We start from the raw sequence: 26,363 nt of genomic DNA, 5'->3' as shown, positions 1-26,363 counted from the left end.
GATCAGAGTCGATGTCAGTGGCCACCCCTATGCTGCGCCGAACAGCGAGGCATGACCCCGCTCACCCTGGAGAGCGGGGAGTTGGACTTGGCAGGCAGCGGCCGACCGCGGAAGGATCCGCGACAGGCGGAAGAGATCATGCGCGCGGCCGGCCTGGAGCCGCTGGAGCCCTACCGCGGCAGCTCCGCCCCGTGGCGGTGCCGCCATACGGCGTGCGGGCGGGAGGTCACCCCCCGCCTGAGCAACATCACCAAGGGACAGCGCGGCTGCGTCTACTGCTCCGGACACGCCCGGATCGAACCCGAGGCCGCAGCCGCGGTGATGCGGGCGGCCGGGCTGGAGCCGCTCGAGCCGTACCCCGGCGGCAGCGACCGGAAGTGGCGGTGCCGTCACCGCGCATGCGGACGCGAGGTCACACCCACCTATGTCCGGATCAACTCCGGTGCCGGGCCCTGCCGGTGGTGCGCACCGAACGCGCCGGTCGACCCCGACGTTGCGGCGGCCGACATGCGGGCCGCGGGCCTGGACCCCCTCGGCCCGTACCCGGGAGTGGACACGCCCTGGCCGGTCCGATGTCGGGCGTGCGGAGCGCCAGGGGCCCCCACGCTGGGCTCCATCCGTCAGGGGCAGGGCGGCTGCTACCCCTGCGGCCGGCGCAAGGCCAACGAGTCGATGCGCCACGACGCCGAGACCGCGGCCGCGGTGATGCGGGCGGCGGGCCTGGAGCCGCTGGAGCCGTACCCCGGCACGGAGTTCGCGTGGAAGAGCCGCTGCATCACGTGCGGGTCCATCGTCTCCCCGCGCCTGGGTTCCCTGACCGGCCGGAGCCGGCGTCCTGGCTGCAAGCGGTGCGCCGACCGGGCCAACGGTGCAGCACAGCGCCACGACGAGGACCTGGCCGTCGCCGAGATGCGCGAGCACGGATTCGAACCCCAGGAGCCGTACCGCGGGGTCAAGTACCCCTGGCGCTGCCTGTGCCACGGCTGCGGCACCATCACCTCACCGACCTTCGGATCCATCCTCGCCGGCCAGAGCGGATGCCGGCGCTGCGCCGACCTCCGCTCCGCCGCCGCACGACGGGAAGACCCCGAGCGCGCCGCCGCCTCCATGCGCGAGGCCGGTCTCGAGCCCCTGGAGGCCTACACCACGTCCATGACGCCCTGGCGCTGCCGCTGCACCACCTGCGGCCGCACCTCGACTCCCACCCTGTCCAAGATCCGCAGCGGCCGCGGATGCAAGTACTGCGCCCGCTTCGGCTTCGACCGTGCCGCGCCCGCCCGCGTCTACGTCGTCACCCACGTACAGCACGGCGCCGTCAAGATCGGCGTCGCCGGCGCTCGTCAGCGAAACGACCGCATCGGCCAGCACCGCCGCCTCGGTTGGACCCTGTACTACGAGCACCACGTGCCCACCGGCGACGACGCACTGTCCGTCGAACAGACGATCCTGCGGCGCCTGCGCGCCGCCGGGCACGGCGTCTTCCTCACCGCCGCCCAGTTGCCCAACGGCTGGACCGAGACGTTCGACGCCGCCCGCGTCACCGCCGCCGAGCTTCGGGACGCGATCCGAGAACACCAGACCGCACCAACCCCTCCTCAGCCGTTGACCCTGTTCTAGCCGCACACCTGGGCCGGGGGAGCGAGCCGACCTCGGCGGCGGCGATGGGGGAGTGGTGAGGGAATGGGCTACGCCGCGCCCTGGACGGCAAAAACTGCCACGGCGGCCTGCTCGGCGCCTCCAGCGCCTTGGTGAACGTCAAGGCGACGACGGCCGCCTCGTCGGTCAGCCGGCCGGGTGCCCCCACGCCGGCCGCGGCCACGGCGCGGGCAGCACGCCGGCCGGTCGCAGCATGACGTCTCTCGTCGGCGAAGCTCCCGTCAGGCGGGCCACGGGGGCAAGCCGTTTCCCGTCGTGCTGGTCGTTCAGGCACCGGGCGCCCGTGTGGCGGGAGAAGGTCTGGCCGGGCACCCGTAGCGCCCGTCATGATCACGGCATGGGTGCAAGCGCGTGGGACACCGAGACCAAGCGGCCGATCTATGTCGATCTGGGCGTGGAGGGGCTACCGATCGGCCTGGCGGGCGGCCGGTACCTGTGCAGAGCCTGCGCGGATCCACTGATCCTCAGGGGCGCCCGGCCCGAAGCGAAGGTCACGCCGCACTTCTCCCACCAGGAAGGAGGTCCGTGCCGACTGGCAGAACGGGAAGCGCAGATCGACGCGGACGACCAGGTCGTCATCCAGCTGAGCCACCAGATTCGCGCCCTGCCCGGCATCACCGGCTGCACCCTCGCCTCCCCCGGAGACGACCCTCACGACCCGATCGGACTCCCGCCGGTCGTCATCGCACAGTGCGGCGACACCGCCGTTGTCATCGAACGCCCCGGCACGCTGCCCAGCCCTCAGGCAGTCCGCCGACGCATCCTCGCGGTACGCGAGCACCACGCCGGAGCCGCACACGTCTGGTTCCTGCGCCGCGACCCTGGCCAATTCGGCCAACTCCCCAGCCACAAGGTCCGCCTGAGCGGACGGGACGTCGAGCACCAGCGTGTCGCCCCCACCGAGCAGCAGCTGGCCATCCTCGACGCCGGCGGCCATGTGTACTGGCTCGACGGGAAGCTCGTGCTGGTGCCCTACGGCTACCACGCCTTCCGGCACCCCGCCCGCCCCGAACAGGACTGGACGGCCTGGCCGAAATGGCCGCGCCACAAGGACCCCCGGGACGACTGGCGGATCAGCAAGCCCCGTCCGGCCCCCACCGCGGACTGCTGGGGCCTGGTCCCGATCGCCTTGTCCTCGCTGACCCGCACCCGGGCGGTCTTCCACCCCGCCGACGCGCACAAGGTCATGGACGAGCTGTATGCCGCCCAGGAGGGCCGGCACCGCTGGCGCGACCGGCGAGCCCGCGAGGTGTACGCCGAGCGGCACGCTCCGCCCACTCCTCAGCCCGCCGCGCCGATCCCGACGGCCGAAGCCCCCGCCACCGAGGCTGAGACAGATCAGCACACCGCCCCACAACTTCCGCAGCCAGCCGACCAGCACGATGCCGAGGCACCCCCGCGCGGGAACGTGACCCCGTCCGTCGCCTCGTCCGCGAACCTCGCGCCGGCCTTCCCACCTCCACCTGTGGCCCCGCCCACGATTCCCCCGCCCCCACAGCTGCCCCCCGCGCCCCCCGCGCCCCGCGCGCCCCGGCAACGCCGATGGGTAGACACCCTCCGCATGCTGCGCCGACGGCGTGAGCGTTGACGAACTCCGGAAAAGCAGTGGGCCCGGTCCGAAGTCGTACCGATACTGGCGACGGAGGAAGTGAGGCGCCCATGCCGCAAGTAGAACCGTGTGTGCTCGACGTGCTCACGGAAGCGGCGGCGAACGCCGCTTCCTGCGAGGACATCGCCGCCGTCCTCGCGGCCGCGGACACCGGCACGAACGCGGCCGCCGAGCAGCAGCGCGATGCGCTACTCGCCGCGCTGCGTCTCCGACCCGCCGGGACTGGCAGGGCGCAGACGTTCACCGGGATCGTCCTCGGCCGGCCGCCTGCGGGCCTGTCCGACGTCGCCGCCGACCAGATGGAGACCTGGAGCGCGTACGCCGAGGCCGTGACCAACTCCTTTGTCCGGGGACGCCTCCATCACCTTCTGCTCGTCGCAGGACACGGTCGCAAGGTCGACCGCATCCGGGGCGCGGCCGCCGGGTACCTGGACGCGGTGCCGATTTTGCTCGCCGCCCGCAAGCGCTTCCCCGGCCTGGTGGGTGCGACCGAGTGTCTGCGCTGGGCCGGAGACCTCGCCCGGACCTATAACCAGACCGACCTGTGCAAGCGCGTCACCGACGACACGGTCGCCCTGGCCGAGCGAGTCCTTGCCGCTCCCGAGGACGAGACGGCGATCATGGCTGATCTCCTGGAGGGGCTGCGTGTCCAGCGCTACGACATCACCGACTTCGCAGAACGCGCCGCCCGTCGGTACGCCGGCGATGTGCACGCCCGCGTCGGATTCCTCAAGCTGATACGGGCAGAAGCGTCCGAGTTCCGCCGAGTCGGCATCGACACCGAGATCGTCAGCGCCCTCCTCGACGCCGCCGATGCCGACACGGGGTTCCGTCGCCACAACCTGCTGACCCAGGCCGCGACCATCGCGCGGGATCGAGGTCTGCCCGAGCTGAGGGTGCGTGCCGAGATGGCCCTGCAACAGACCGATCCGGACTCCCTGGGATGGACTCGAATCCGTCGCCCGCTCATCCCCCCGCCGGGACTTTTCGCCGGGGCCCGGGCGCACGTCGACGCCGCCCCAAGCCTGCGAGACGCACTGTGGCGAACCGCGCAAGACGCCCATCCGGCGATGCGCGAGCACCCCGACGACGTGGGCCTCCTGGACGGTCTGCTCCGGATCCCGCGCACGCGCATCAACACCGCCGGACCCGTCCAGGTCGCTCCGCCCGTCGCCGCCGCCGACGACCACCTCGTCGGACTGCAGGTCCTCGCGATGGACTTCCTCGGGCACCTCGCCGCCCATCAGCTCGACCACATCCACGAGCGCTTCGATCCGGACGAGGCCGAGCTGATCGGCGCCCTCGCCCATGGCGCCGTCTTGCCGGAGGCGCGCGCCCGAACGCTGGCCTACGCCTTCCGGTACTTCTGGCTGGGGGAGTTCGACGCAGCGGTATGCATCGCCCTGCCTCAGGTGGAGCAGATCCTCAGACAGCTCCTGCGCTGGCAAGTCTCGATCTTGTCCGTGGCCAAGGGCGAGTCCCCCGGGACCGTCGACCAGCTGGGAGGACTCCTCCGCAGCATGCCGGCCGCCGGGTATCCCGCGGACTGGAGCCGCGCCCTGGAGTTGCTCCTGGTCGACCCCGACCGCGGGATGAACCTGCGCAACGACGTTTGCCACGGCCTGATCGACACCCCGCCCAAGCACCGCGTCGCGCTCATCCTCCAGGCGGCGCTGTACCTGCTCAGCTACGCCCACGGGCATCGAACCCTCGCCCCGCCCGCTCCCTGAGCGTCCGGCAAGTCTGAACCCGACGGGGGACGTCACCGCCTTCCGCGGTGAGGCGGATAGCGTGCGGGCATGACGATGAGGGGGAAGCGGCGGGTCCTGTACCGGCAGGGCACTGGGTTCTGGCGGATGACGGCGAAGTGGGTTGTGGTCTTCGGGGCCCTGTACCTGATGGACGGGGGCCTGGTCCGATCGTGGGGCGACGCTCTGGTCTGGCCGATGATCGGGATCCTGCTGTGGGTGCCGTTCGGGATCGGCGTCGTCTGGTATCCGAAGAAGGACCAGCGGATCACGCTGACGACGCGCGAACTGCGTGTGCGGCGCAAGCGGCTGGCGATGGAGCAGGTGAACCTGCTGCACGTGGCGCGACTGTGGCTCGAAGGGCGGTCGACTGCCGACGACCAGCCGGTGCTGGAGTGGATACGGTTCGACCGGGTGGTGTGGGTTCCGCTCCAAGACGGCCGGGCGTTCGGCGTGGAGTTTCGCGACCCCGCCGCCTTCGCCAAGGTTTTCGGCGCCTTCGCGGTCGAGGCGTGCGGCGGGCCGGAGGTCGTCCGTGCTCGAGCTGCAGCAGCCACCTACCCGGAGCCGCGCGCGATGCGGCCCCGCTCCGCCGACGACGGCTCCTGGCTGGACGTCCTCGACATCTTCAGCTGAGAGCCGGAGCTGCGCGGCATGGGCAGCGGTCCGTGAGAGGCGCGGAGAACTACACAGGGTCGGCGTTCTGGCCGACCCTGCCCGGGCTCTTCCGCGGTCAGGAGCGAGAGGCGACAACCCCCTGGACGGCGTACGCAATCGTCGGTGAGACGAAAGCAAGCCGGCAGCCTGCGATGGGACTCGCTCAACGCCCAGTGCGACGCACCCTTCGCCCAGCGTCCGAACGAGCTTGGAAACTCGTTTGCTCCGACTGTCACACCGCGCGTCGTCCGCACACCTGTAGCAGGTGACAGCGGACCTCACAGCGGGAGTTGCACGTGCCTGACACCCTCACCCCGTACATGCCCCGACAGCAGTGGGGCCTTCGCACGACCGACGCGGTCCTTGACCCGGTCGCCCTGCGCCAGATGGCCACGGGTGAGTCCGAGGAGACCGCCCGAGCCGAGCTCACGGACGCCCAGCACCTCATCTCGGCGCCCACCCCCGGACAGGCCCGAGGCGAGGCACGGGTCTTCCAGGCACTCATCACCGCCTACGGCCGCCACCGCCCCATACTCACCGGCGGCCCGTTCGGCATCCGCAGTCTCACCCCCCGCACCGACGAACTGGTGGTGAGGATCGCGCCCTCCCAGGTAGATCGGTGGATCGACGCCCTCGCCTACCGGCAGGGCGGGACCGGCGTCGCAGGACTGCGCTGGGCCAGCCGGCGAGACGGGATCATCCTGACCTTGCCCGGAACGAAGATGCTCCTCGCCGAAATCAGCGAGAGCGACTGGCGTGCTGCCCTCGGACGCCGGACCGCCGACCAGAGCAGCCTCATGCCGCACTGGATCCCCCAGCTCCCCGGCGAGGCCGAGCACACCGCCACCGAGGACGCCGAACTCGCCGGCGCCTGCGACCACCTCTGCGCCACCTTGCGCCGGATCCGGCTTGTCGACGCCCTCACCCGCGGGAGCGGTCACGTCCACCTGTTCACCACCCGCCACCACGGCGACCTCCACCTGATCGAGGCGTGCGAGGCCACCCCCACCGTCCTGCCGTTGTGGACCTCTCGGTCCCTGCCCCTGGCGCTGTGGCCCGCCGGCCCGATCCCCGCCCCGGGCCCGATGGACCCGCGCACTGCTGTGCTCGACCTCCTCACCGAGATCGAACCCGCCCACGCCCCCTCCAGCGCCGCCGACCACCGCGCCGCCCGCGCCCTGTGCCACCTCACCGGCCTGAGCACCGCCCCCGTCCTTGTCCAGGCCGCCGAGCACGTTCTCGACGTCGCCACCCACGTCCTCGCCGACCCCGCCCACGCCAGCGTCTACGCCTCCGGTGGCTGGGCAGGCAGCTGCCGCACGTATCCCCAAGGCACCGTCCACGGCACCGACCCCTGCCTCCCGCCCGGCGCCGAGAAAGTCACCGACCTCCCCGAGGACGCACTCCAGCGCCTCGGCAGGCACTTCTCCAGCCGATCCTCCGACACCTCGCGCGCCGACCTCGTCAACGCCGGCCAGGAAGAACTCGTCCACCTGCTCGACTGGGCGCTCGCCGCCGCGACCCGCCCCACCAGTCGTCTGGACTGGAACCCCAATGAGGCCGACGGCACGCTTCAGCACAGGCAGCAGCTGCCCGACCGCGACGGCACCCTGACCCTGACCGCCAGCACCACCGGCGTCTACCGCGTCAGCCTGGAAGCACTCGGCCTGAGCGACCTCGCCGACGAGGACGACACCATGGAATGGGAACGCGAGGCCGCCCCCTCGCAGAGCGCCGCCGTCCTGCTGGCCGAACACACCGCGATCGAGGCGGCGGTCTGCCTGCCCTTCCAGCGCGAGCACCGCAAGCAGCGCCTCCTGCTGCCCAGTACGGTGTCGGCCGCGGTCGAGCCCACGATCCGGTCCGTCATCGCCGGAGCCGATCACGTCCTGGGGTTCTTCACCCTCGCCAGCGTCCTCGGCCGCCTCCACGACCGCGTCGGCCTCACCCAGGGAGCAACCGACGGCCACTGGCGCACCGATCCTCACTCCGACACCCCGCGCGACTACCCGGCCACCCTCACCGCTCTCATCAGCGACTGGTTCGAGCTCCCCTCACCCCACCACGGCGAAGCCGCCAACACCGCCGCGGTCGACAGCCCCACCTACCTCCGCCACCTCGCCGCCCACCGCGCAGCGCTCGACCCGTTCGTCACCCGCTACCTCGCCGCAGCCGACAGCCTCACCGGCGCGCGCACTGTCGAAGAGCGCCACGTAGCCGGCTTCGCAGCCCTGCGCACCACCGACCTTTCCGCCCTGGCCTGCACGGAGGTCCGCCCCGTCCGCGAAGGACTCCTCCGCCTGATCAAGACGATGCCCCAGGACCCCGCCCACCTGACCGCCTGGTACGAACGCCACCTCGACCAGGTCTGATCCCCGTCGACCCTTGCAAGAAGGAGAGCCCCACGATGAGTGAGCAACTGCCCGACCTGGCCATGTTCATAGGCCCCCTGGGGCGCGGGAAGACGCCGCTGCCGGCTGACGCCGATGCTGGCCAGCTCGCGGCCGTGCTGAGGCGCGCCCTGCACACCGTCGAATGCCGCGAACTCGGGCCAGCCGCCGCCGAGCAGACGTTCGGACCGTTCGCAGACACCACGGAAGGCCGGATGACCGTGTTCATGGACGAGGACCAGCTTCGGGCCGACCATCGCGGCCACGAAGAGCTCCACCAACTGGCGCGAGCGGTCCGTGATCGAGGGCCGGCCGTGGACGTCGTCTTGGCGCCACTCAAGCCGTCCGTGCTGCTCCTGGACGAGATGACCCACGTCGTCGGCAAGAGCGCCGGGTCGGCCTCGGGCACCGGCAGGGCCGGGACAGGCCGGTTGTACGAGCTGCGGCCGGTCTTGCCGTACTCGGGCGCTGTCCGCGTGGCGGCGGGCGAGCGGTGAGAGCAGCGGGCCCCGGCGCGGCGGATCCGGAAGGCCGAGACAGCGAACGTGTGCCCGCGGCGCCGCTGAAGGGCGGAGTGCCGCCTTGCAGCCGATCAGCAGCGAAGAGAGCCTGACCTGCAGGCACGGCCCAGGGAAATCCTCTCGGACCGTAGATTCGAATCTGGGTACGCTTTCGCAGCCGGCCCATGTGCCGGCCTTGGAGCGGGTAGGGCCCGCGACGCATCAGGGGGAGCAGATGACCACCACGAAGACATCAGGCACGGCAGCACCCGCGTCCGCTCACACTTCGGGCATGCCCGTCGCCTTGTTCAGCGACGAGGCATCCGCCGTGATGACGCCCGTGCCCGGCTCGGGCCAGCGCCTGCCGCGGCCGTTGGACACCCTGAAATGGCAGGCGCCCCCTGCACTGGAAGGCATCGACGACGACTCGCAGTGACCACAACGCGAGGGTGGCCCGGTGCCGTGGATCTCCACGACACCGAGCCACGAAGGCCGGTCACTCGGCCCGGGTGCTCCAGCCGAAGAAGAGCCAGCTCGGCTCGGGTCCGGCGGCATCGAGCAGCAGCGCTCCGGCGCCGCCCAGCCGGACGCACGGGGCGTCATCCTCGATCAGGCGGTCGGCCAGCCACTCGGCATCGTCTTCGTTCAGGGGTTCTCCGTCGGAGGGCGACGATGGGTCGTGGGAGGCGTTGAAGTAGCCCGCCGCGACGGCGTGCAGCGCGGCGCGTTCGCGTACGACGGTGACGCGGTCCACCTTCGTCAGGTCCGCGCGGGGCGAGAACAGGTCGACCGGGAGTTCTCGGTCTGCGGCGGCGTAGAGGGCGAAGGCGTTCTCGGGCGTGGCGCCGCTCGCGATGAAGCGGAACAGCATGGGGAACGGGTGCATGGCACTCCTTGGGTGGGGCCCGGCCGCCGGGAGGGTTGTCCCGCGGCCGGGACGGGTGATGATCAGGCGGGCCGACCGGGAATGACCTGTTCGCCGTTGCGCATGGCGTGCATGATGCGGGCCAGTGCGACGGAGACGGTTCCTTCCGGCCCCGCCGCGTCGTCCCGCCCACCGGCGACCCGTACGTCCGCCTCTCCACCCCGCTGACGCTTCACGTGGAAGGTGCGCTGGTTGAGATCGACGGCGTGCACGAGCCGGACTTCCCGCCGGTTGGGCAGCAGATGGTTCACCCGCATGCCCGTCTGCCGGAGCCGCTCCACCGCCGGGGGCAGCGGGACGGTCGTGTCGCGCATCCAGCCCTCAAACATGAACCCGACCGCGCAGACGGGCGCCTGAGCCGCGTCGGCGGGCAGGAGAAGGTCCGGGACGGGCGGCAGCGAGCTGCTCAACCCACTCAAGGCATCAGCGGGGTTGACGCCGCCGGGGTTCCAGATGGCCTCGGGATACAGAGCCGTCTCCACCCGATCGCCGGGCAGCAGCCGCAGCGTGAAGAGGCGGGAGGGACGGTTCCACCCCTCCTGTTCACCGCACTGGGCCTCGATCGCCACGATGGCGGCGGCGATGGTGTTGGCGTGTGGATCGTCCGCCGAAACGAGGGGAGCGGAGAACGTGAAGTCGCGGGGCTTCCTGGACATGGCAAACGCGCCTTTCCGTGCAGCCGTAGCCGAGTACGGCCGCGCTGATGCGGTGGAGGAGGAAGGGAAAGAAGCCGGAGAGCCCGGCTCGATACGACCAAAGTACATCCTGAAATATGAATACGCAACACACGTTTGGCCTTGACCGCCTCCTCGGACGGTGACGGACGAGGCTGCCTGGCGTGTGTATGGCACCGAGCTGACGCACCCGCAGGTGACAATGGGGGCGGTCTCGACGGCGTCCGGTTACTGGGGGAGTGCTCTTTGTCCATCGACCGCCTGCAGCCCATCAGCCCCGCAGCGCTGGCCGCTCGTACGTCCGGACCCGGCATCCCCGCCTCACGCACCGCACCCCGTGCCGACGGCACCTCCTCGATGAGTACCGACGCCTTCCGCGCAGCACTGAAGCGCGGCATCGCGCGCGATGCCGCGCCAACCGTTGCCGCGGCGGCGGCCGCCGAAGCGGCGCGCCGGCTCACTCAGGGCCGCCTGGAGGTATCCGACCTGCGGGTGCTGCTCCTGGAGACCCCCGGCTCGGAGGTCTGGGCGGCGGTTCGCCGTGCAGCGCTCACCACGGTCACCGCCAGCCCGGAACTGGCGCCGAGCATCATCTCCATGCACGCTCAGCTGCTCCGGCTGCCGGCGGCGACCGTCCGCGAGGGCCAGGACGCCGGGAGCCAGGACGGCTTTCACGCGCAGGCCACGCTCACGGTCGACGACCAGCAGATCAGCGGCAGCATTCAGTGCTCCCGCACCCGCAAGGGCGCCCGGCAGCAGGCCATGACCACGCTCATCGCGGCGATCGCCGGCCTTCCCGACCCGCTCGCCGACCGTGCCGTAGAGGCATGGGGCGCATCTGCCAGCCCCGCCGTCCCGCCGCCAGCCCCGGCACCTCGCGCCGGCTCGGCACCCGCTGCGGGCCGCAGCCCCATCTCGGTCCTTCACGAGTTCGCCCAGGCCGGGCACACCACGACACCCGACTTCCGGGTCACGGGGGCCGCTTCCGCCTTCACCGCCACAGTCACCGCCGTCCACCGCGGGCAGAAACTCGCCGCGACGGGAGAGGGAACGAGCAAACAGAGCGCCCGCGCGGCCGCGGCCAGCAGCCTCCTGGAAATGCTTCAGCAAGCACTGGCCGCCGACGTCCCCCCAGCTCCCGCGCCCGAGCCTCCCACCCCGTCCAACGCCCCGGCGCTGCTTCCACCGCTCGGCCTCGCCCGTACACAGGAGCCACCCCCCGCCGTTCCCGCCAGCGCAGCCGAGTTGTTCCGCGCGCACCACGTCCTCGAGCAGGCCCTGGCCGACGGCGTGGCGCTCACCCTGCTGCCCGCCCGCCACCCCGCCCACAGCACCTGGATGATCTTCCGGCCCGACGGCGTACCGCTCCCCGACCTCGAACTACTGCCGGCGCCCCTTCAGCCGGTCACCCGCGACCTCGTCCTGGCCGGGACCGGTGGCATCATGCCGCGCCGCGCCACCGTGACCGGCATGGCCGTCCCGCTCCGACTCGCCCTCCCCCTGATCCTCGATCCCCGCCAGGGAGAGCACGCCTCGGTCACCGGATGGCGCCACCCTCTGCGCCTGGCCCTCACGTGCGTGGCGCAGCAGCGCGTCCACCCCGCCCTGACCGACCAAGGCCAGGGCTGCTGGCGCATCGGCCCGATCACCGAAGCCCTGCACACCGCCGTCACCGACGTCGCCGCGCTGATGGCCCCCGAAGGACACTGCCTCCTCGCCGGTACCAACCCCATCCGCGTCCCGTCCCCCGAACACGCGGTGTGGCCCCTGCTCGACGCCGTCGCCGACACCATGCTCCGCACCCCCGGCACCCCCACCCTCCTGGGATCCGGCCCCCACACCGGGCCCGCCGGCCAGGACGCCGAGGCGACACCCGAGTTGTGGAGGTGGGCGGACGCGATCGAGGACACCGTCGATCCCCACCCCACCCCGCGCCTGGTGCTGCGCATCAAGGAACCCGACACCGCGGGCACCGTCCCGTCCGCACCTGCCGTCCTGCACCTCGCCGCCCCCGACCAGCAGGACACCGTTGCAGCGATCACTGTCTGGGACGGGGCTCAGCACACCCGGGCCGAGCTCACCCCCGCCGCCCTGCCCGCTGTACGCCGCGCGCTGCGCCGGGCCGCCCGCCACTACCCGCCCCTGGCGCACCTCGCCGCCCAGGAACGCCCCCACCGCATCTCCCTGACCGCCCCAGACCTGGCCCGCCTCCACGACCACGCCACCGCCCCGCTCGCCGAGTCCGGCATCACCGTGCAGTGGCCCCCCACCCTCCTCGGCGCCCTCACCGCCACCGCCGTCATCGGCACCCACGACCCCGGCGACGAGGACGAGTCCCCGACGGGTGGCGGATACCTCGCACTGGAACGCCTGGTGGACTGCCGCTGGCACATCAACCTCGACGGTGACCCGCTGACCGAGCAGGAGATGACCGCGCTGGCCGACGCCGCGTGGCCGCTGATCCAACTGCGAGGCCGCTGGCTCCTGGTCGACGCCGACACCGCTCGCCGCGCCCGCGCCCGAGACCTCGCGCCCCTGCCATCCCTCGACGCGCTGACCGCGGCCCTGTCCGGCACCCTCACCCTCAATGGCGAAGCCCTCGAAGCCCGGCCCGCCGGCGCCCTGGCCACCCTGGTCGGCACGCTGCGCGGCGCCCCCGACGAGACCCGGGCCGTGCCCCCGCCGGCCGCCCTGAAAGCGACGCTGCGCCACTACCAGCAGCGCGCCCTGACCTGGCTCGCGAACATGGTCGACCTGGGCTTCGGCACGCTGCTCGCGGACGACATGGGCCTCGGCAAGACCCTGACGACCATCGCCCTGCACCTGAACCGCATCGAGACCACCCGCGCCGCCGGCCCGACGCTAGTGGTCTGCCCGGCCTCCCTGATCGCGAACTGGGAGCGCGAGATCACCCGCTTCGCGCCCTCCACCACGGTCGTGCGCTACCACGGCGCCGGCCGGACCCTCGACCGTGACGCCCTCGACCCCAACACAGTCGTCATCACCACCTACGGCACCGTCCGCCGTGACACCACCTCCCTCGCCGCCGCCGAGTGGGGACTGGTCATCGCGGACGAGGCCCAGCACATCAAGAACCCCACCTCGGCCACTGCCAAGGCACTGCGCACCGTGCCCGCCCGCGGCCGGATCGCGGTCACCGGCACCCCGGTGGAGAACAACATCACCGAGCTGTGGGCCATCCTCGACTGGACCAACCCCTCCCTCTTCGGCACCCGCAAAGCCTTCCGCACCCGCTACGGCGCCGTGGAGAAGGACTCCGCCTCACCGGCCGCCGCGCAACTCGCCCGGCTCGTCGGCCCGTTCATGCTGCGACGGCGCAAGACGGACCCCGGCATCGCCCCCGAACTGCCCGGCAAAGTGCACCACCACCGCATCGTCGCCCTCACCGAAGAACAGATCGGCCTGTACGAGGCATCCGTCCGCGACACCATGGACAAGATCGCCACCAGCACCGGAATCCAGCGCCGCGGCCTCGTCCTCAAACTGCTCCAGGCCCTGCGCCAGATCTGCAACACCCCCAGCCTCTACCTCAAGGAGCCGCTGGAGGACGCCGACCCGGCGGGCCTCGCCTGCCGCTCGGGCAAGCTGGCGGCCCTGGACGACCTCATGCCCACCCTGGCCGAGCGCGGCGAAGCGTCTCTGATCTTCACGGGATACGTGCAGATGGGCCGCATCCTTGAGCACCACCTCCGGGCCCGCGGCCGCTCGGTGCGTTTCCTCCACGGCGGAACGCCCCCGGCCCGCCGCCAGGACCTCGTCGACGCCTTCCAGAACGACCCGGACCCGGCCCCGGTCTTCGTGCTGTCGGTCAAGGCGGCCGGCACCGGACTCACCCTCACCCGGGCCGAGCACGTCGTCCACTACGACCGGCCCTGGAACCCCGCCGTCGAGGACCAGGCGACCGACCGCGCCCACCGCATCGGCCAGCACCGCACCGTCCAGGTCCACCACCTGATCACCGAGGGCACCGTGGAAGACCACATCAACGAACTCCTCGCCCGCAAACGCGCCCTGACCGAGGCGGTCCTCACCTCCGGCGAGAGCGCCCTCGCCGACCTCGACGACACCGAACTCAACGCGCTCGTGGCCCTGGCCGCCCGATGACCGGCTCCGGCAACACCCGCAACATGGCCCCCCTCGTGGCCGCCTGGAAGCAGGCATTCCACCTGGCGACCAACGGCTCCGGCTCCTACGGCAAGGGCCTCAACCTCCACCGCAACGGCGGCGTCGCGCAGATCCACGCGCAACCCGGGCGCCTGGCCGCCGCCGTCACCGCGAAGAAGGCCACCCACCAAGCCGTCCTGTTCCTGCCCGAACTGACCGACACTCAGTGGGACACCCTCGCCGGCCGCCTCGCCGGCAACGCCCAAGCCGTCGCCGACCTCCTGGCCAACCGGGTCCCTGCGGCCATCGCCGACCCCGGCCATGCCGGCGGCATCGCCATCGTCCCGGCAGCCGAAGAGATCACCTTCGCCTGCTCCTGCCCCACCGGCCACGCCGGCCGCGTGTGCGACCACAGCGGCGCCCTCGGCCACGCCGTCACCGACCGCCTCGCCGTCACGGCCTCCATCCTGCTCGGCGCCCGCGGCATGTCCGCCCGCAGCCTCGCCGTCCTCGTCCGTGACCTCATCGCCGAAACCGACCCCGGCACCCTCCCGGCAGACGACGACGGAACCGTCCGCGCCGACCAGCTCTACTCCCTGGCAGCCCACCGGCCACCGCACTCCCCGCCCGACCTCGACCTCGATCCCATCGTCCCGGTCACCACCGACCTCGACGACCCGCCCCTCCCCGGGCCCCGCGCCCAAGACCTGGCCTGGATGACCCAGGACGCCGCCGATCGCGCCCGAGCGCTCCTGACAGCCATCCCGGACCCACCCCACGACGACCTCGCCGACACAGTTCGAATCCTCGCCAGCCCTCACGGCATCGACCGGCTACCCGCCGCCGCCGACGCCACTGGCCTCAGCGAAACCACGCTGCGCGCGATGATGATCGGCTACCGCCACGGCGGCCCGGCCGGCGCCCATGCCACCCTCGCCGCAGCCACGGTCCCGCCGAGCACCCTGGAACAGGCTGCAGAGGCCCTCCGCGCCTCCCGCGCCTTCGCCTTCGGCATCATCGACATCGCCGACGGAGCGATCACCGACTCGACCGCAGGCGTCCAGATCCGGCCCGGTCTCGACGGTCGGTGGCACCCCTTCACGCTCAGGCGAGCCGATGAGTGGCGTCCCGCCCCCGGAGCCTGCGACGATCCCGCCGAAGCATTCCGCGCGGCGCGGCGCGCCCGCGCCGCACGACCGCTCAGCCGGTAGACCGACCCACAGCCGACCAGGTCACCCACTCCGGAAGGAAAGATCCGCCGCATGCTTTTGGACCTGCAGACCGGCGTACGCGCCTACCAGTTCGTCGTGGACCGGCTCGACGACCGGCGCCGCGAGCAGTACCCCGAGGGGCGCCAGGCGTATGAGGACGACTGGACAGCCGCCCACGATCTGGAGAAGTCCTACGCCGAGGCCGTACACGCCCAGGACCGTGACACGGCCGAGCACCTGCTCCAGAAGCTCATGAGCTTGGCCGCTCCGTGGCGAAACCATCCGCACCACCCGGACAACGACACCGAGGGCGGGCGCCAGACCGACGGCACCGTGCCGGGCGGCCGGCCATGAGGCGGCAGTGGGTCCTTCCATGCGGCATGATCGCCGCCATGGTGGTGCTCACGCCCACCGTGCTCGACACCCGCAGCACGCCATGGACCATGGGATGGGTCGCCATCCTCCTCGGCGCCCTCGCCGTGCAGATGCTGCTCATGCTGGTGGACCATCTCGCCCCCGATACAGACAGCCCCAAGCACGACGACGTCCCGGAAGCCTGAACCGTCCTGCTCAGCCGCGACAGGGGTGAAGGCGAGCGGGACGCTCGCAGCCACCGCTGTCGGAGCCGGGGCCTACAGTCCGCATGTGCGTGACATGACAGCTGTGAGTGCAGAGGCCGCCTGGCTGCTCCTGGTCGGTCTGGCGTTGGTCGGTGCGATGGTGACCCTCGCCGACGGACGCCTACGTTGGTATCCGACAGGTCTGCTGCAGTGGTGCATGGTCATCGCCTTGGCACAGGGGCCGTACGGAATGCTTCTGGCCAGCGGTTTGATCCCGCAGGCCCAGACCCCGGCCATCCGCATCGTGATGCTGCCGACGTGGATCGCTGGCGTCGGGTTCGCGGTCTGGAAGGGCAGACGAGCCGTGCTCGGCAGATGGGCGGATCAAGAACTCGTCCGCATCCTGGGCAAACTCAACGTGCTGACCCGGATCACCGCGCTGCACCGCCGCGCCGAGGGCGCGGATGTCAGGCAGCTTCCGTTGCAGGAGGCCCGGACCGCGCTGGGCCGACGCCGCGGCCGTGTGGCCTTGCTGTCCTTCGAAAAGGTGCTTGAACTGATGGAGGCGGAGCACCGATCCACCGAGGAGTGGTCCGAGCTCCGCTCCCCGATCCGCGCGCTGGTCACGAACTTCGTCGGCAGACCACAGACCGACCAGGCGCCCCCTGGCGCGTGACCGATCTTGCGCGATGCGTCGATCGCAAGAACTCCGGTCCATGACCAAACGCGTGTTGATGGCCGGGCGACGCTCGCCCACGGCCATGCCCGATCAGCTTGTCCAGGTCTTGATCTGAGCGGCGACCTCTCGCACCGGGAGCCCGTCCCGGGCGGCGCGGGCCAAGGGAATCACGGTGTCCAGCCCAGGGCTGACCGGGAGGCCGCATGCCGACAGGTAGGCCGCCGTCACCGTGGCCGCGAACAAGAGGTTGCGTACCTCAAGGCTGGGGTTCCTCGCCAGTTCACACAGCAGCGCGGCGGCTTTGTGGTGGGGCTCGGGATAGACCTCGTGGTCCAGGACCTCCGCGCGATGACGTGCTTCAGCTGCTACTGGCACGCCGTAGTCGACGACCTGGGGGTCACCCGGGATCTGCTGCGCCACAGCCAAGATCCAGGCGAGATCGATGCGGAGATTCACGCGGCGTCCCTCGGCGCGCTCTCCATCAGCCCCTCCGGGAGGCCGGGGTAGCGGTCCTCGCCGACCTCCGCCTCGAACGTGTCCGCATACTGGGCCAGGAACGTCGCGGCGCCGGCCATGAAGGCGGCACGGGACTGGTTCACATCGGCCTCGATCAAGTCGGCAACGTAGCCCTGCAGGCTCAGTCCGCGGCGCTTGGCCCGGTCCTCGGCGGCCGCCTTGACGGCGTCGTCCAGCCGGATATTCGTCTGCTTTCCCATACACACCACTGTAGCTAGGTGCTGGTACCAGCGGCTAGCAGAACGGGCGAACGGAAACTGCTGCCAACCGCCGCGCCGCCCTACCGGCCGCGCCCCCAAGGCCACCACCGGGTACGCGCCTGCATACGGCCAGCGTCGATGGGCGCAGACTCGCGCGGCGCCGCGGTGTGGTCAGGCGGCAGGCCGAGCTTGTGCGGGTGAACGCAGGCCGGCCTCCCGTCGAGGGTGTACCGATGTCCGTCAGCCGGGTCGAAGGGGGCCTCGCGACACGGCCGATCGAAGACGACGAAGACCGTACGCGGGAACCGAAGGGCGGGGCAGATCCCACAGAGGCGATGGTCCGAGGCGGGATCAACATGGGGAAGGCTGCCATCCATGCCCGCACACGGTAGCGGGGCGGCCAAGGTGCGGCCGCCACACTGGGCGCCGTCGTCAGCCGACGTAGGGAGCCGGGGATCGAAGTTCCGGTACAGCCGGTGCGGCGTCCGGTTCTCAGGACGGGACTGGGTCCTCCATGGGTTCGGGGATCGCGGCCCACACTGGCGAGGTGAAGCCGGTCATGTCGGGCGCGAACTTCGCCAGGGTGGGAAGGAACCGGTCCGGCTTGCCATCGACGCCGTGGATGACCCGTACGGGCCTGCGTGTGATGTTGGCGAGGTCCTGCGCCTGGTCCATCACGGCCGTGACCGCCTGGGGGAACCGGCTGCCGGCCGGGACAACGACCGGGCCTGTGCACTCGGGTCCGGCGCGTCCCACCATCACGCGGGCCTGCCAGCCGATGGGCTCGCGTCGGTAGTCGACCATGACCCGCAGAAGCCACGCCTGGGCCTCTCCTTCGGTGAGGCCGTCGATCCCGTCCACGCCGTGCAACTGCGCCAGCCGCTCCTCGCTCGGGCCGGGTACAGCCGCGACCTGCGCCATCCACTCCTTGAAGTCCGTCATGGCCTGTCAACGAGGCAGTCGACACCAGGTCGCCCCGGATGTCGCCCATTCGGGAAGGGGCAGGAAGGGGCCTGGCATCTTGCGTTCTGTGCGGCGATCGTTGAAAGGGACGCCATGGCGTCCCTTTCGCCGTCGGGAGGTGACCATGCCCAATCGGCGCTCACGCGGATACCAGCCGTGCTGGAAGCCCCAGGCGTCCTCGCTGGAACTGCTCGCGGCCGTGGACCGGGTCCTGAACCGATACACGGACCACCTGCCCCTCACGATCAGGCAGGTCTGGTACTCGCTGATCTCCGACGGGGTACTGGCCAAGGAGTCCCGTACCTACAAGCGGCTGATCGAGGTGATCGGGATGGGCCGCCGGTCGGGCCGAATCCCCTGGGAAGCGCTCCGCGACGACACCGAATTGAAAGCGGAACCCGTCTTCTACGCCGGCCCCGACGACTTCCATGCCGCGCTGCGGCAGGCTGCGGACGGCTACCGGCTGGACCGGCAGACAGGCCAGCCGATCCGGCTGGAGGTGTGGTCGGAGACAGCGGGGATGGTCAACCAGCTCCGCGCTGTGGCCGACCCGTACGGAGTGCCTGTGTACTCGGGCAGCGGGTTCAGCGGCCTGCCGGCGAAACGGACCGCGGCGCTGCGCATGGCCGCCGATCCCCGGCCCGTGAGGGTGTTCGTCGTATCGGACTGGGATCCGAGCGGGGTGCACCTGTTCTCCGCGCTCGCGGAGGACGTCGCGGCGTTCGCCACCGTGGACGCCCCCGGTTCGGAAGTCGTCTTCGAGCGCCTGGCAGTCACCGAGCAGCAGATCGAGGAACACCGGCTGCCGACCGCCCCCACGAAAACCACCGACAACCGCTCCTTCACCGGCAGCTCCACCACCCAGGCTGAGGCCCTGCCGCCCGACGTCCTCGCCTCCGTCGTACGCGATGCGATCACCTCCCGCCGTGATCCGCTGATCCTCGCGGAACTCCTGAACCGAGAGGAACGCGAACGCCGCGCCCTGCTCGCCGACCTGAACATCCACGCCGACCCCGGGCCCGACTAGCGACTCGACCGGCACAGCCGCAGAGATCGCACCGGCGGGGCCGGCAGACCACCGGACGCTGAGAAAGGGCCCACCGGCGTGGACGGTCCTGGAATGATGAATCACCACATCGCACCAGATCGCCAAGGGGATCAATGGGCCTGCACATTTCGCGGATCGAGATACGCAACTTCCGCAACTTCCGGCACCTGGTCATCGACGACTTCCCCGCCCACGCCGTAGTCGTCGGCGAGAACGGCGTCGGCAAGTCGAACCTGCTGGAAGCGATCCGCCTGGTCCTCGACCCGTCCATCTCCGACGCACGGCGCATGCTGCGCGAGGAAGACATCTGGGAAGGACACCCCGCGGGCCTGGCCGGCGGAGCCGAAGTGACCATCGTGGTCGAACTCCGAGGCTTCGACGACGACGCCGACGCCAAGAGCATTCTGTCCAGCGCCGCGGTGGACTTCGACCCCTACGTAGCCCGGCTGACCTACCGCTTCGCCCCGCGGACGGAGGTGGCAACGGCCGATGGCTCCCGCGTGCAGCCGACCGGCCGGCCGCTGACCGCGAAGGACTACGACGTCGTCGTCTTCGCCGGCGACCGCGAGACCAACGACGTGCGCGCCATCCGCCGCGAAGTTGCCCTGCGCGTCCTGCCGGCCCTGCGAGACGCCGAGGCAGACCTGCACAACTGGCGCCGCAGCCCTATGAGGGACCTCCTCGAACGGCTCCCCCTTGACCCGGTCAACCTGGAAGCCACCGCCTCGGCCATGGCCACGGCAGTCGACCAGCTCACCAAGGACGACAACGTCGCCAAGCTGGAAGGACACCTGACGGACCGGCTCGGCGCGATGTTCGGGCCGCGCCTGGCGGTCCAACCCACCCTGGGGTTCGCCTCCTCCAAGCCGGACGAACTGATCCGCGCCGTACGCCTCTTCTTCGACACGGCACGCCGCAGAAGCATCTCCGACACCAGCCTGGGCAGCGCCAACGTCATCTACCTCGGCCTGCTGCTCGAAGCCCTCAGCCAGCAGCGAGACGACGAGGAATTCATCGCCACCCTCGTCGCCGTGGAGGAGCCCGAAGCCCACCTCCACGTCACCCTCCAGCGGCACCTCTTCGGGTACCTGCTGCGCAGCGGACCGTCGCTCGTCCTCACCACCCACAGTCCGCACATCGCCGCCGTCGCCCCGGTCCGCTCCTTCATCGTGCTGCGCGCAACGGAGAACGGCACTACCGGTGCCACAACGTCCGCCCTCCCCGTCACCAGCGAGCAGGCCGCGGACCTGGAGCGCTACCTCGACGTCAGCCGCGCCGAGGTCCTCTTCGCCTCCGCCGTCGTCCTGGTCGAAGGACTGGCCGAGCTGTACATCCTCCCCGCCCTGGCCGAAGCCGCCGGCTTCGACCTCGACGCCTACGGCACCGTGGTGGCCAGCGTCCACGGCACCGACTTCAAGCCCTACCGGGCACTCCTCGGCCCGAAGGGCCTCGACACCCCCCACGTGGTCATCACCGACGGAGACGCCGCCCGCGACAAGCGCGGCCGACGGGAAGCCGGCCTCAAGCGAGGCGCGAACCTCCACCCCGACGAAGCCCGCGGCAAGGCGCTCCGCGACCAGATTGCCCGCCTGCCGGAAACCGGCGCGGCCGACTACCAAACGACCCGCGATCCCCTCGCCTCAGAACTCCAGGACCACGGCGTCTACGTCGGCGCCCAGACCCTGGAGACCGACCTGTGCTCCATGTTCGGCGAGGAGATCATCCAAGCCTTCAAGGAGCTGAACGGCAACGCCACCGCGATCGACGACGTGAGCCGCGGGGTCGCCAACGAGCTGAACACGACGATCGACCCCGAGCTGCGGAAGAAGATGCTCAAGCGCATCGGCGACCTCGGCAAGGGCCGCTTCGCCCAGCGCCTCGCCGCGCACATCGCCCAGGTCGACCTGGACGCCCGGATCCGGTCCGAAGCCAACATCACGGACGACCTTGTCCCCCTGGACGAGCACGCCCTGCGCCGCCTGGGCACGGCGTCCTACCTCTTCCTGGCCATGGAACGCATCAGCCGCGCGGCCCGCGGAACCTCACTACTCACCGGCCACACGGCGCCACAGGCCAACGGGCAGGGCAGCGATGCAGGTCAGTGACACCCTGCTCGCAGAGCTCGACAGTCTGCACCCCAGGCAGCGGACCGCCGTTCTCCACGACGGCAACGTCGTACTGCGGGCCGGGCCCGGAAGCGGGAAGACACGCACCCTCGTCGCCCGGATCGCCTACGTGCTCCAGACGCAGATCTCGGCCTTCCGCGGCGTGGCCTGCATCACCTACACCAACGCGGCGGCCGAGGAGATCCGCCGCCGCGTCCTGCGCAGCGGCGTGCGCGCCGAAGGGCGGATCACCTGCTCCACCGTGCACGCCTTTTGCCTGAACGAGATCCTCCGCGCCTTCGCACACCTGACCGGGCAGTCGGCACCTCAAGCAGGACAGGTCCTCAACAAGGCGGCCACCGAAGCGCTTCTGCAGCGGTGCTTCGACCAGGCCGGCATCGGCGAGGTCCTCGCCCAGCACCGCATGCCCCAGAGCACCCGGATTCGCCGGGCCCTGGCCTGCAACGAGGACCTGGACAGCTTCGACCCGCGGGAAGTCCAGGCGGCACGCCTCTACGAGGAACAGCTCATCCTCAGAGGCGAGATCGACTTCGAGGCCATGGTCACCCGGGCCGTGCACATCGTCAGGGAGCACGCACATGTCCGCGACCTCCTGCGCTCCCGCTTTCCCCACCTCGTCGTCGACGAGTACCAGGACCTCGGCGGAGTCCTCCACGAACTCGTGCTCGCGCTGCGCGACCTGGCCGGCATCACCGTCTTCGCCGTCGGGGACACCGACCAGTCTGTCTACGGATTCACCGGAGCCGACGCCAAGTACCTGACCGAGCTGGCAGGCCGAGCGGACTTCCGCGATCTCGAACTCGAGGTCAACTACCGCAGCGGCCAGGACATCATCACCGCCGCCGAAGCCGCCCTCGGCCTTTCCCGAGGCCGCCTCGCCCGCGAAGGGGCACCCCCAGGCGACGTCAACCTCGAACAGGTCGAGGGAGGGCTCGCGGACCACGCCCGAGTGACCTGCGACCTGGTCGAACAGGCGCAGAACAAGGGCATCAGCCCCGAGCGGATCGCCATCCTCTACCCCGCTCGCGGTCGCCTGCTCGACGAAGTCCGCAGCGAGCTCACCCGACGCGAGCTGGACTTCCGGCACGAAGGTGACGACAAGCTCCCCGCCGGCAGCCTTTCCCGCTTCGTCCAGCGGTGCGCCAGCCGCGCCGTCACCAACTACCAGATCCACACCGCATCCGGCGCCGATCGCGCCGACATGCTGCGCCGTACGCAGGCGCCGTCACTTGCCTCCCTGGCCCGCGCCTTCACCACGCTGCGTACCGAGGCCCAGCTCGCCCCGTCCCCCTCGCGGCTCTTCGTGCCCAGGGCTCTGCAACTGTGCCTCGACCCCGAGGAGCTCTACCCAGCCGAAGCCCCTGCCCTCGCCTGGCTGGAGCAGCTGCGCGCCGGCTTGGCTCTTGACGAGATAGCCGCGGGACACCCCGACCAGGACAACACGAGCAGCCTCGACCGCATGGCCGACCTGTGCAGGTCCAAGGACTTTCTGCTGCAGGACCTCGCGCGCGGCGAGGAAGTCATCGGGAAGGTACTGCTCGCCACCTACCACGCAGCCAAGGGCCGAGAGTTCGACACCGTGATCCTGCCGGGCCTCCTCCAGGGCATCATTCCGCGTGATGTCCCGAGCGGGAAGCAGTGGCGGAAACCCACGGAGACGGAGCTCGCGGAGCAGAGGCGCACCTTCTACGTCGCCCTCACCCGTGCCGAGTCGACCGTGACCATGATCGTCGGCCCCGGGTACGAGACCAGGAACGGATACTGGATGTCGTTGGGGCCCTCAGCCTTCGTGATCGAGATGGCGCGGCGGCTCTTCCCCGACGAACAGACCTGACCAGGCGGCCGTCCCCGGCCCCGTCCGACGCTCCGGCATCCGACTACGGTGATCACCATGACACTGGGGGAGATGCTGCAACGCCACGCCGGGCAGGCCATGGTGGCGACGGCGATCATCAGCGAGGCCGTCATGACACAGCTGCGCGGACCGGCGGCCGGCATCGCCGTCGGCGTGGCGGCGGCGGCCGGCGGACTGTGGGCGGTGCAGGGCCGCGCCCGGCAGAAGTCGGCGATCGCCATGGGGCCGTCAGCCCAGGCGTTGACCTGGCAGGCCCACGCAAGCCGCAAGCCCGACCCGTCCGACAGCGACACGTACCGCCACATCGCCACCCGGATGCGGCAGACCACCGAGCACGTACGCCGCACCACTGCCGAGCGCGGACTGAAGAAGGTCACCCTGGCCACTTCCAGCGAGACCGGCAGCTGGGCCGACGCCCGCTCCACCGGCCACGGCCGCCGAGGCCACGTGTGGCTCGGCATGCGGTGGCTCCACCCCCGACACACCAACCACCTCCCCGCGGTCCTGGAGCACGAACTCGCCCACCTCCAGCGCCGCGACACCGGCAAGCGCATCGCCGCCGAGTCCGCCGCCGTCGCGGTGGCCGGCCTGGCCGCGGGCCTGCTGCCCCTGCCCGCCTTCGCCCTGACCGCAGCCGCCGCCTGGGCGCTGAACACCCTGTTCTTCTGGTGGGGCGAACTCGCCTGCGACCTCGCAGCCGCCCGCGTCTGCGGCCGGACCGCCGTAGCCGACATGTGGCGCGAGGACCTCGAACGTGACCGCGCCCGCGCCGTACTGCCCCGGATCTGGGTGACGGTGCGGGGCCTGCGCACGCACCCGCCACTGCGCCTGCGGATCCTGTGCGCCGAACACGTCCCGTTGCCCGACGCACGCGGGCAGGCCGTGCACCCACTGCACACGCCGGCCGCCAGTTGATCCGACCTCCTCGCCCACTGCTTCCCGTCCACGAACCCGCGCTGCGCGCCGACGCGTGATGGGATTCCCCGATATGTGCGATAAGCGGCCGGTTGGCGCGGTACTTTGTCGAGCAGTCCCCCTGGACGCCGCGTCCCCCCGTGCGCTGCGTCCGGGGGTGTACTCCGCCGGTTCAGGCGTGATCAGCCGCCCTCCGGCCGCGGCAACCCGCTCTCGCGACCGTCTGGCGCGACCGGCTCTCTCTTTCACATGAGATCACCGGCTCGCAGCGCCGGGGTTCGGGATCCGGTAGACCGGGGTGGCGGGTGCGAGGGGGAGGTCGGCGCGGACCCGCGCGCGGAGGAAGAACCGGCGCTCACGAGTGAACGTGACGCCCTCGACCGCACCGTCCTTGTAGACCGGCCCGACGAGCCGCCCGTCACTGTCGCGGATCCCGATCCGCACTCCGGGCTTCCAGTGCGCCCGCCGCCACGTGCCGACGACGAGCGGCCCCCGCGAGCCGGTTGGCGCCGTGCGCTGCTCGGGCGGTCCCTCGGGCGGAGGGGTGAAGTCCAGGACACGGACCCCATGGAAGCCGCCAGCCCGCCCGGCCTCGCTCGTGGCGATCCTGCCCAAGGAGCTGCGCGACGTGGGGCGCGGACCGGGGTCCGGCAGAGCGGGCGGCTGCGTCCATCGGGCGAACGCCAACTGCGCGGCATACCCGTACAGCACGCGGCCGCCGCCGTGGTCGCCGTACGCGGTCGGCTGCAGCACCTGGCATCGCTTCCCCGTCGCGTCGAGGGAGGAGATGAGCAGGAACCCGGACGTCGTGTCCAGCCGGCCATCGGGCTGGGAGGCGAGCAGGCCGCCGAGGATGACTGGCTCCAGTCCCACGCACACGCCGTCCTCGATCAGCGCGGCGAGCTCGTCGTCGTCGGCTTGGGCCGCGCGCAGGGGGACGGCGTCGTGCGTGATGAGGGACCAGGGGGCCGGCAGTCGCAGAGCGTCCCGGGTCGGTTCGTCCAGCGGGGCGGTGGTGACCACGTCCAGGGCGAGCGGGGCGGGGACCATGTGCACGGCGGCCAGGTAGGCGGCGGTGCCGGTCAGGGCGCGCAGCCACCGCACGGCTCGCTCCTGTTGCACGGTGTAGGTGCTGGTGCGGAAATCCTGCTCGTCCAGCAGACCGGACCGCAGCGCGCCGACGTCCGCGGGCACCAGGCCGGACAGGTCCGAGGGCAGGCGGCGATGGATTTGGGCGAAGCGCCGCTCGAGCTCCCACTGCTCCCGCTGGGTCGCCAGTGCGGCCGCGGCGACGTCGATGATGACGTCGTCCGGCCCGCACAGCGCGAGGACTGCCTTGGACTCGTGAGGAGCCAGCTCCCAGTCGATGGCGTGCTCGTTCGCGAGTCGTTGTGCCTCTCCGCACTCGGCGACCACTCGCTTCCATAGCACCGCCAGCTGCTCGTCCCAGGATCCCGATCTGCCGGGCCCAGCGCCGGGACCGAGAAGGAACTCCTTCCAGGCGCCCGAGGTCAGGGCGGTGAAGGTGAGGCCGCTGTCACGCGTAGCCGGGGCGGCCGGTTGCGCGAAGGCCGTGTCGAGGAGGTTCCGAACGCTCATGCCCTGGTCAACGATAGTGCTCGGTTCGAAGGCACTCATGTCCGCGCCTTGCGGTGGCCGCCTGGGGTTGGTCACTCCTCGGCTTGCTGCTGGGCCTCTTCGAGGGCACGCAGCGCGGCCTGACGAGTCTGCTCGATACGGGCAGGATCCCGCGGCGTTTGGTCCTCTTCGGCTCCCGCGCCGCCGTCAGCCGCCGCCATCATGGCGTCGAGGGCCTTGCGCCGCGCGGCCGCACTCAGTGGCGGCCGCCGGCCGCGCAGCGCCCCGATCGTCATCAGCGTCAGCACGTCGTCGCTCGTGGTGGGCCGCATGCGGCCTTCGAGAAGTTCGTCCAGCCGCCAGCTGTCCGCGATCTCTTCCCACGTCACGTCCGGCGTTGCTTCCTCGCTCATGCGTTTCCCCACCCC

General features: G+C 71.1%; 23 protein-coding genes. 16 read left to right on the top strand and 7 right to left on the bottom strand.

Going from position 1 to position 26,363, the window contains the following annotated elements; all coding sequences use genetic code 11:
* Positions 1-51 precede the first annotated feature (51 nt).
* The 7 genes from OG906_RS38620 (at position 52) to OG906_RS38590 (ending at position 8,996) form a co-directional block, all read left to right on the top strand.
* A complete protein-coding gene (locus tag OG906_RS38620; protein ID WP_329448979.1) occupies positions 52-1,617 on the top strand; it encodes a GIY-YIG nuclease family protein in 1,566 nt (521 codons plus the stop codon).
* A gap of 376 nt (positions 1,618-1,993) precedes the next feature.
* On the top strand, positions 1,994-3,244 hold the full coding sequence (locus OG906_RS38615) for a hypothetical protein (RefSeq protein ID WP_329448978.1): 1,251 nt from the start codon (positions 1,994-1,996) through the stop codon (positions 3,242-3,244).
* Positions 3,245-3,315: 71 nt separating this feature from the next.
* Positions 3,316-4,995 carry a DUF4209 domain-containing protein gene (locus tag OG906_RS38610; RefSeq protein WP_329448977.1) on the top strand — a complete coding sequence of 560 codons (1,680 nt, stop codon included), beginning with the start codon at positions 3,316-3,318 and terminating at the stop codon, positions 4,993-4,995.
* 69 nt (positions 4,996-5,064) lie between these two features.
* A complete protein-coding gene (locus OG906_RS38605; protein WP_200728145.1) occupies positions 5,065-5,649 on the top strand; it encodes a hypothetical protein in 585 nt (194 codons plus the stop codon).
* 317 nt (positions 5,650-5,966) lie between these two features.
* On the top strand, positions 5,967-8,042 hold the full coding sequence (locus tag OG906_RS38600) for a hypothetical protein (RefSeq protein ID WP_329448976.1): 2,076 nt from the start codon (positions 5,967-5,969) through the stop codon (positions 8,040-8,042).
* A gap of 35 nt (positions 8,043-8,077) precedes the next feature.
* Positions 8,078-8,557 (top strand): hypothetical protein, encoded by a 480-nt coding sequence (locus OG906_RS38595; protein ID WP_212728859.1) that lies wholly within the window; start codon positions 8,078-8,080, stop codon positions 8,555-8,557.
* A gap of 295 nt (positions 8,558-8,852) precedes the next feature.
* Positions 8,853-8,996, top strand: a complete 144-nt coding sequence (locus OG906_RS38590; RefSeq protein ID WP_249938724.1) for a hypothetical protein — start codon at positions 8,853-8,855, stop codon at positions 8,994-8,996.
* A 60-nt stretch (positions 8,997-9,056) separates the two neighbouring features.
* Here the strand turns inward: OG906_RS38590 and OG906_RS38585 are convergent, their stop codons facing one another.
* On the bottom strand, positions 9,057-9,446 hold the full coding sequence (locus OG906_RS38585) for a hypothetical protein (RefSeq protein ID WP_212728861.1): 390 nt from the start codon (positions 9,444-9,446) through the stop codon (positions 9,057-9,059).
* Positions 9,447-9,508: 62 nt separating this feature from the next.
* On the bottom strand, positions 9,509-10,141 hold the full coding sequence (locus tag OG906_RS38580) for a hypothetical protein (protein ID WP_212728862.1): 633 nt from the start codon (positions 10,139-10,141) through the stop codon (positions 9,509-9,511).
* A 264-nt stretch (positions 10,142-10,405) separates the two neighbouring features.
* Here OG906_RS38580 and OG906_RS38575 point away from each other — a divergent pair, with 264 nt between their 5' ends.
* From OG906_RS38575 to OG906_RS38555, 5 genes are all read left to right on the top strand, one after another.
* Complete coding sequence (locus OG906_RS38575) at positions 10,406-14,284, top strand: SNF2-related protein (RefSeq protein WP_329448975.1); 3,879 nt, start codon at positions 10,406-10,408, stop codon at positions 14,282-14,284.
* The gene (locus tag OG906_RS38570; RefSeq protein ID WP_212728863.1) at positions 14,281-15,495 is read left to right on the top strand and encodes a hypothetical protein; all 1,215 of its coding nucleotides are present in this window, start codon (positions 14,281-14,283) and stop codon (positions 15,493-15,495) included. The genes OG906_RS38575 and OG906_RS38570 overlap by 4 nt, the downstream gene beginning before the upstream one ends.
* A 51-nt stretch (positions 15,496-15,546) precedes the next feature.
* Positions 15,547-15,849, top strand: a complete 303-nt coding sequence (locus OG906_RS38565) for a hypothetical protein (protein ID WP_212728864.1) — start codon at positions 15,547-15,549, stop codon at positions 15,847-15,849.
* A gap of 38 nt (positions 15,850-15,887) precedes the next feature.
* A complete protein-coding gene (locus OG906_RS38560; RefSeq protein ID WP_212728865.1) occupies positions 15,888-16,055 on the top strand; it encodes a hypothetical protein in 168 nt (55 codons plus the stop codon).
* Positions 16,056-16,149: 94 nt separating this feature from the next.
* Complete coding sequence (locus tag OG906_RS38555) at positions 16,150-16,731, top strand: hypothetical protein (protein ID WP_329448974.1); 582 nt, start codon at positions 16,150-16,152, stop codon at positions 16,729-16,731.
* A gap of 93 nt (positions 16,732-16,824) precedes the next feature.
* Here the strand turns inward: OG906_RS38555 and OG906_RS38550 are convergent, their stop codons facing one another.
* The 3 genes from OG906_RS38550 to OG906_RS38540 all read right to left on the bottom strand — a co-directional run bounded on the left by OG906_RS38550 (position 16,825) and on the right by OG906_RS38540 (position 18,392).
* Positions 16,825-17,190 carry a hypothetical protein gene (locus tag OG906_RS38550; protein WP_060880727.1) on the bottom strand — a complete coding sequence of 122 codons (366 nt, stop codon included), beginning with the start codon at positions 17,188-17,190 and terminating at the stop codon, positions 16,825-16,827.
* Entirely contained in the window at positions 17,187-17,450 is a 264-nt protein-coding gene (locus OG906_RS38545; RefSeq protein WP_212728867.1) for a hypothetical protein, read from the bottom strand. Before OG906_RS38545 ends, OG906_RS38550 begins: the two co-directional genes overlap by 4 nt.
* Positions 17,451-17,942: 492 nt before the next feature.
* On the bottom strand, positions 17,943-18,392 hold the full coding sequence (locus OG906_RS38540) for a hypothetical protein (protein WP_212728868.1): 450 nt from the start codon (positions 18,390-18,392) through the stop codon (positions 17,943-17,945).
* A 145-nt stretch (positions 18,393-18,537) separates the two neighbouring features.
* On the opposite strand from OG906_RS38540, the gene OG906_RS38535 reads away from it, so the two are divergent.
* From OG906_RS38535 to OG906_RS38520, 4 genes are all read left to right on the top strand, one after another.
* Complete coding sequence (locus OG906_RS38535; protein ID WP_212728869.1) at positions 18,538-19,440, top strand: hypothetical protein; 903 nt, start codon at positions 18,538-18,540, stop codon at positions 19,438-19,440.
* A 134-nt stretch (positions 19,441-19,574) separates the two neighbouring features.
* The gene (locus tag OG906_RS38530) at positions 19,575-21,566 is read left to right on the top strand and encodes an ATP-dependent nuclease (protein WP_212728870.1); all 1,992 of its coding nucleotides are present in this window, start codon (positions 19,575-19,577) and stop codon (positions 21,564-21,566) included.
* A complete protein-coding gene (locus OG906_RS38525) occupies positions 21,553-23,421 on the top strand; it encodes an ATP-dependent helicase (RefSeq protein ID WP_212728871.1) in 1,869 nt (622 codons plus the stop codon). The genes OG906_RS38530 and OG906_RS38525 overlap by 14 nt, the downstream gene beginning before the upstream one ends.
* A 57-nt stretch (positions 23,422-23,478) precedes the next feature.
* Entirely contained in the window at positions 23,479-24,357 is an 879-nt protein-coding gene (locus tag OG906_RS38520) for a M48 family metalloprotease (RefSeq protein ID WP_329448973.1), read from the top strand.
* 255 nt (positions 24,358-24,612) lie between these two features.
* On the opposite strand, the gene OG906_RS38515 is transcribed toward OG906_RS38520, so the two are convergent.
* Together OG906_RS38515 and OG906_RS38510 are read right to left on the bottom strand one after the other, a co-directional pair.
* On the bottom strand, positions 24,613-25,956 hold the full coding sequence (locus tag OG906_RS38515) for a hypothetical protein (protein WP_329448972.1): 1,344 nt from the start codon (positions 25,954-25,956) through the stop codon (positions 24,613-24,615).
* Positions 25,957-26,027: 71 nt separating this feature from the next.
* Positions 26,028-26,348 (bottom strand): hypothetical protein, encoded by a 321-nt coding sequence (locus tag OG906_RS38510; RefSeq protein ID WP_212728874.1) that lies wholly within the window; start codon positions 26,346-26,348, stop codon positions 26,028-26,030.
* Between the last annotated feature and the right edge of the window lie 15 nt (positions 26,349-26,363).

The organism is Streptomyces sp. NBC_01426, from assembly GCF_036231985.1.
GTDB lineage: Bacteria > Actinomycetota > Actinomycetes > Streptomycetales > Streptomycetaceae > Streptomyces.
The sequence above is the reverse complement of the archived record's forward strand: the minus strand, read 5'-3'. Positions and strand labels throughout refer to the sequence as shown.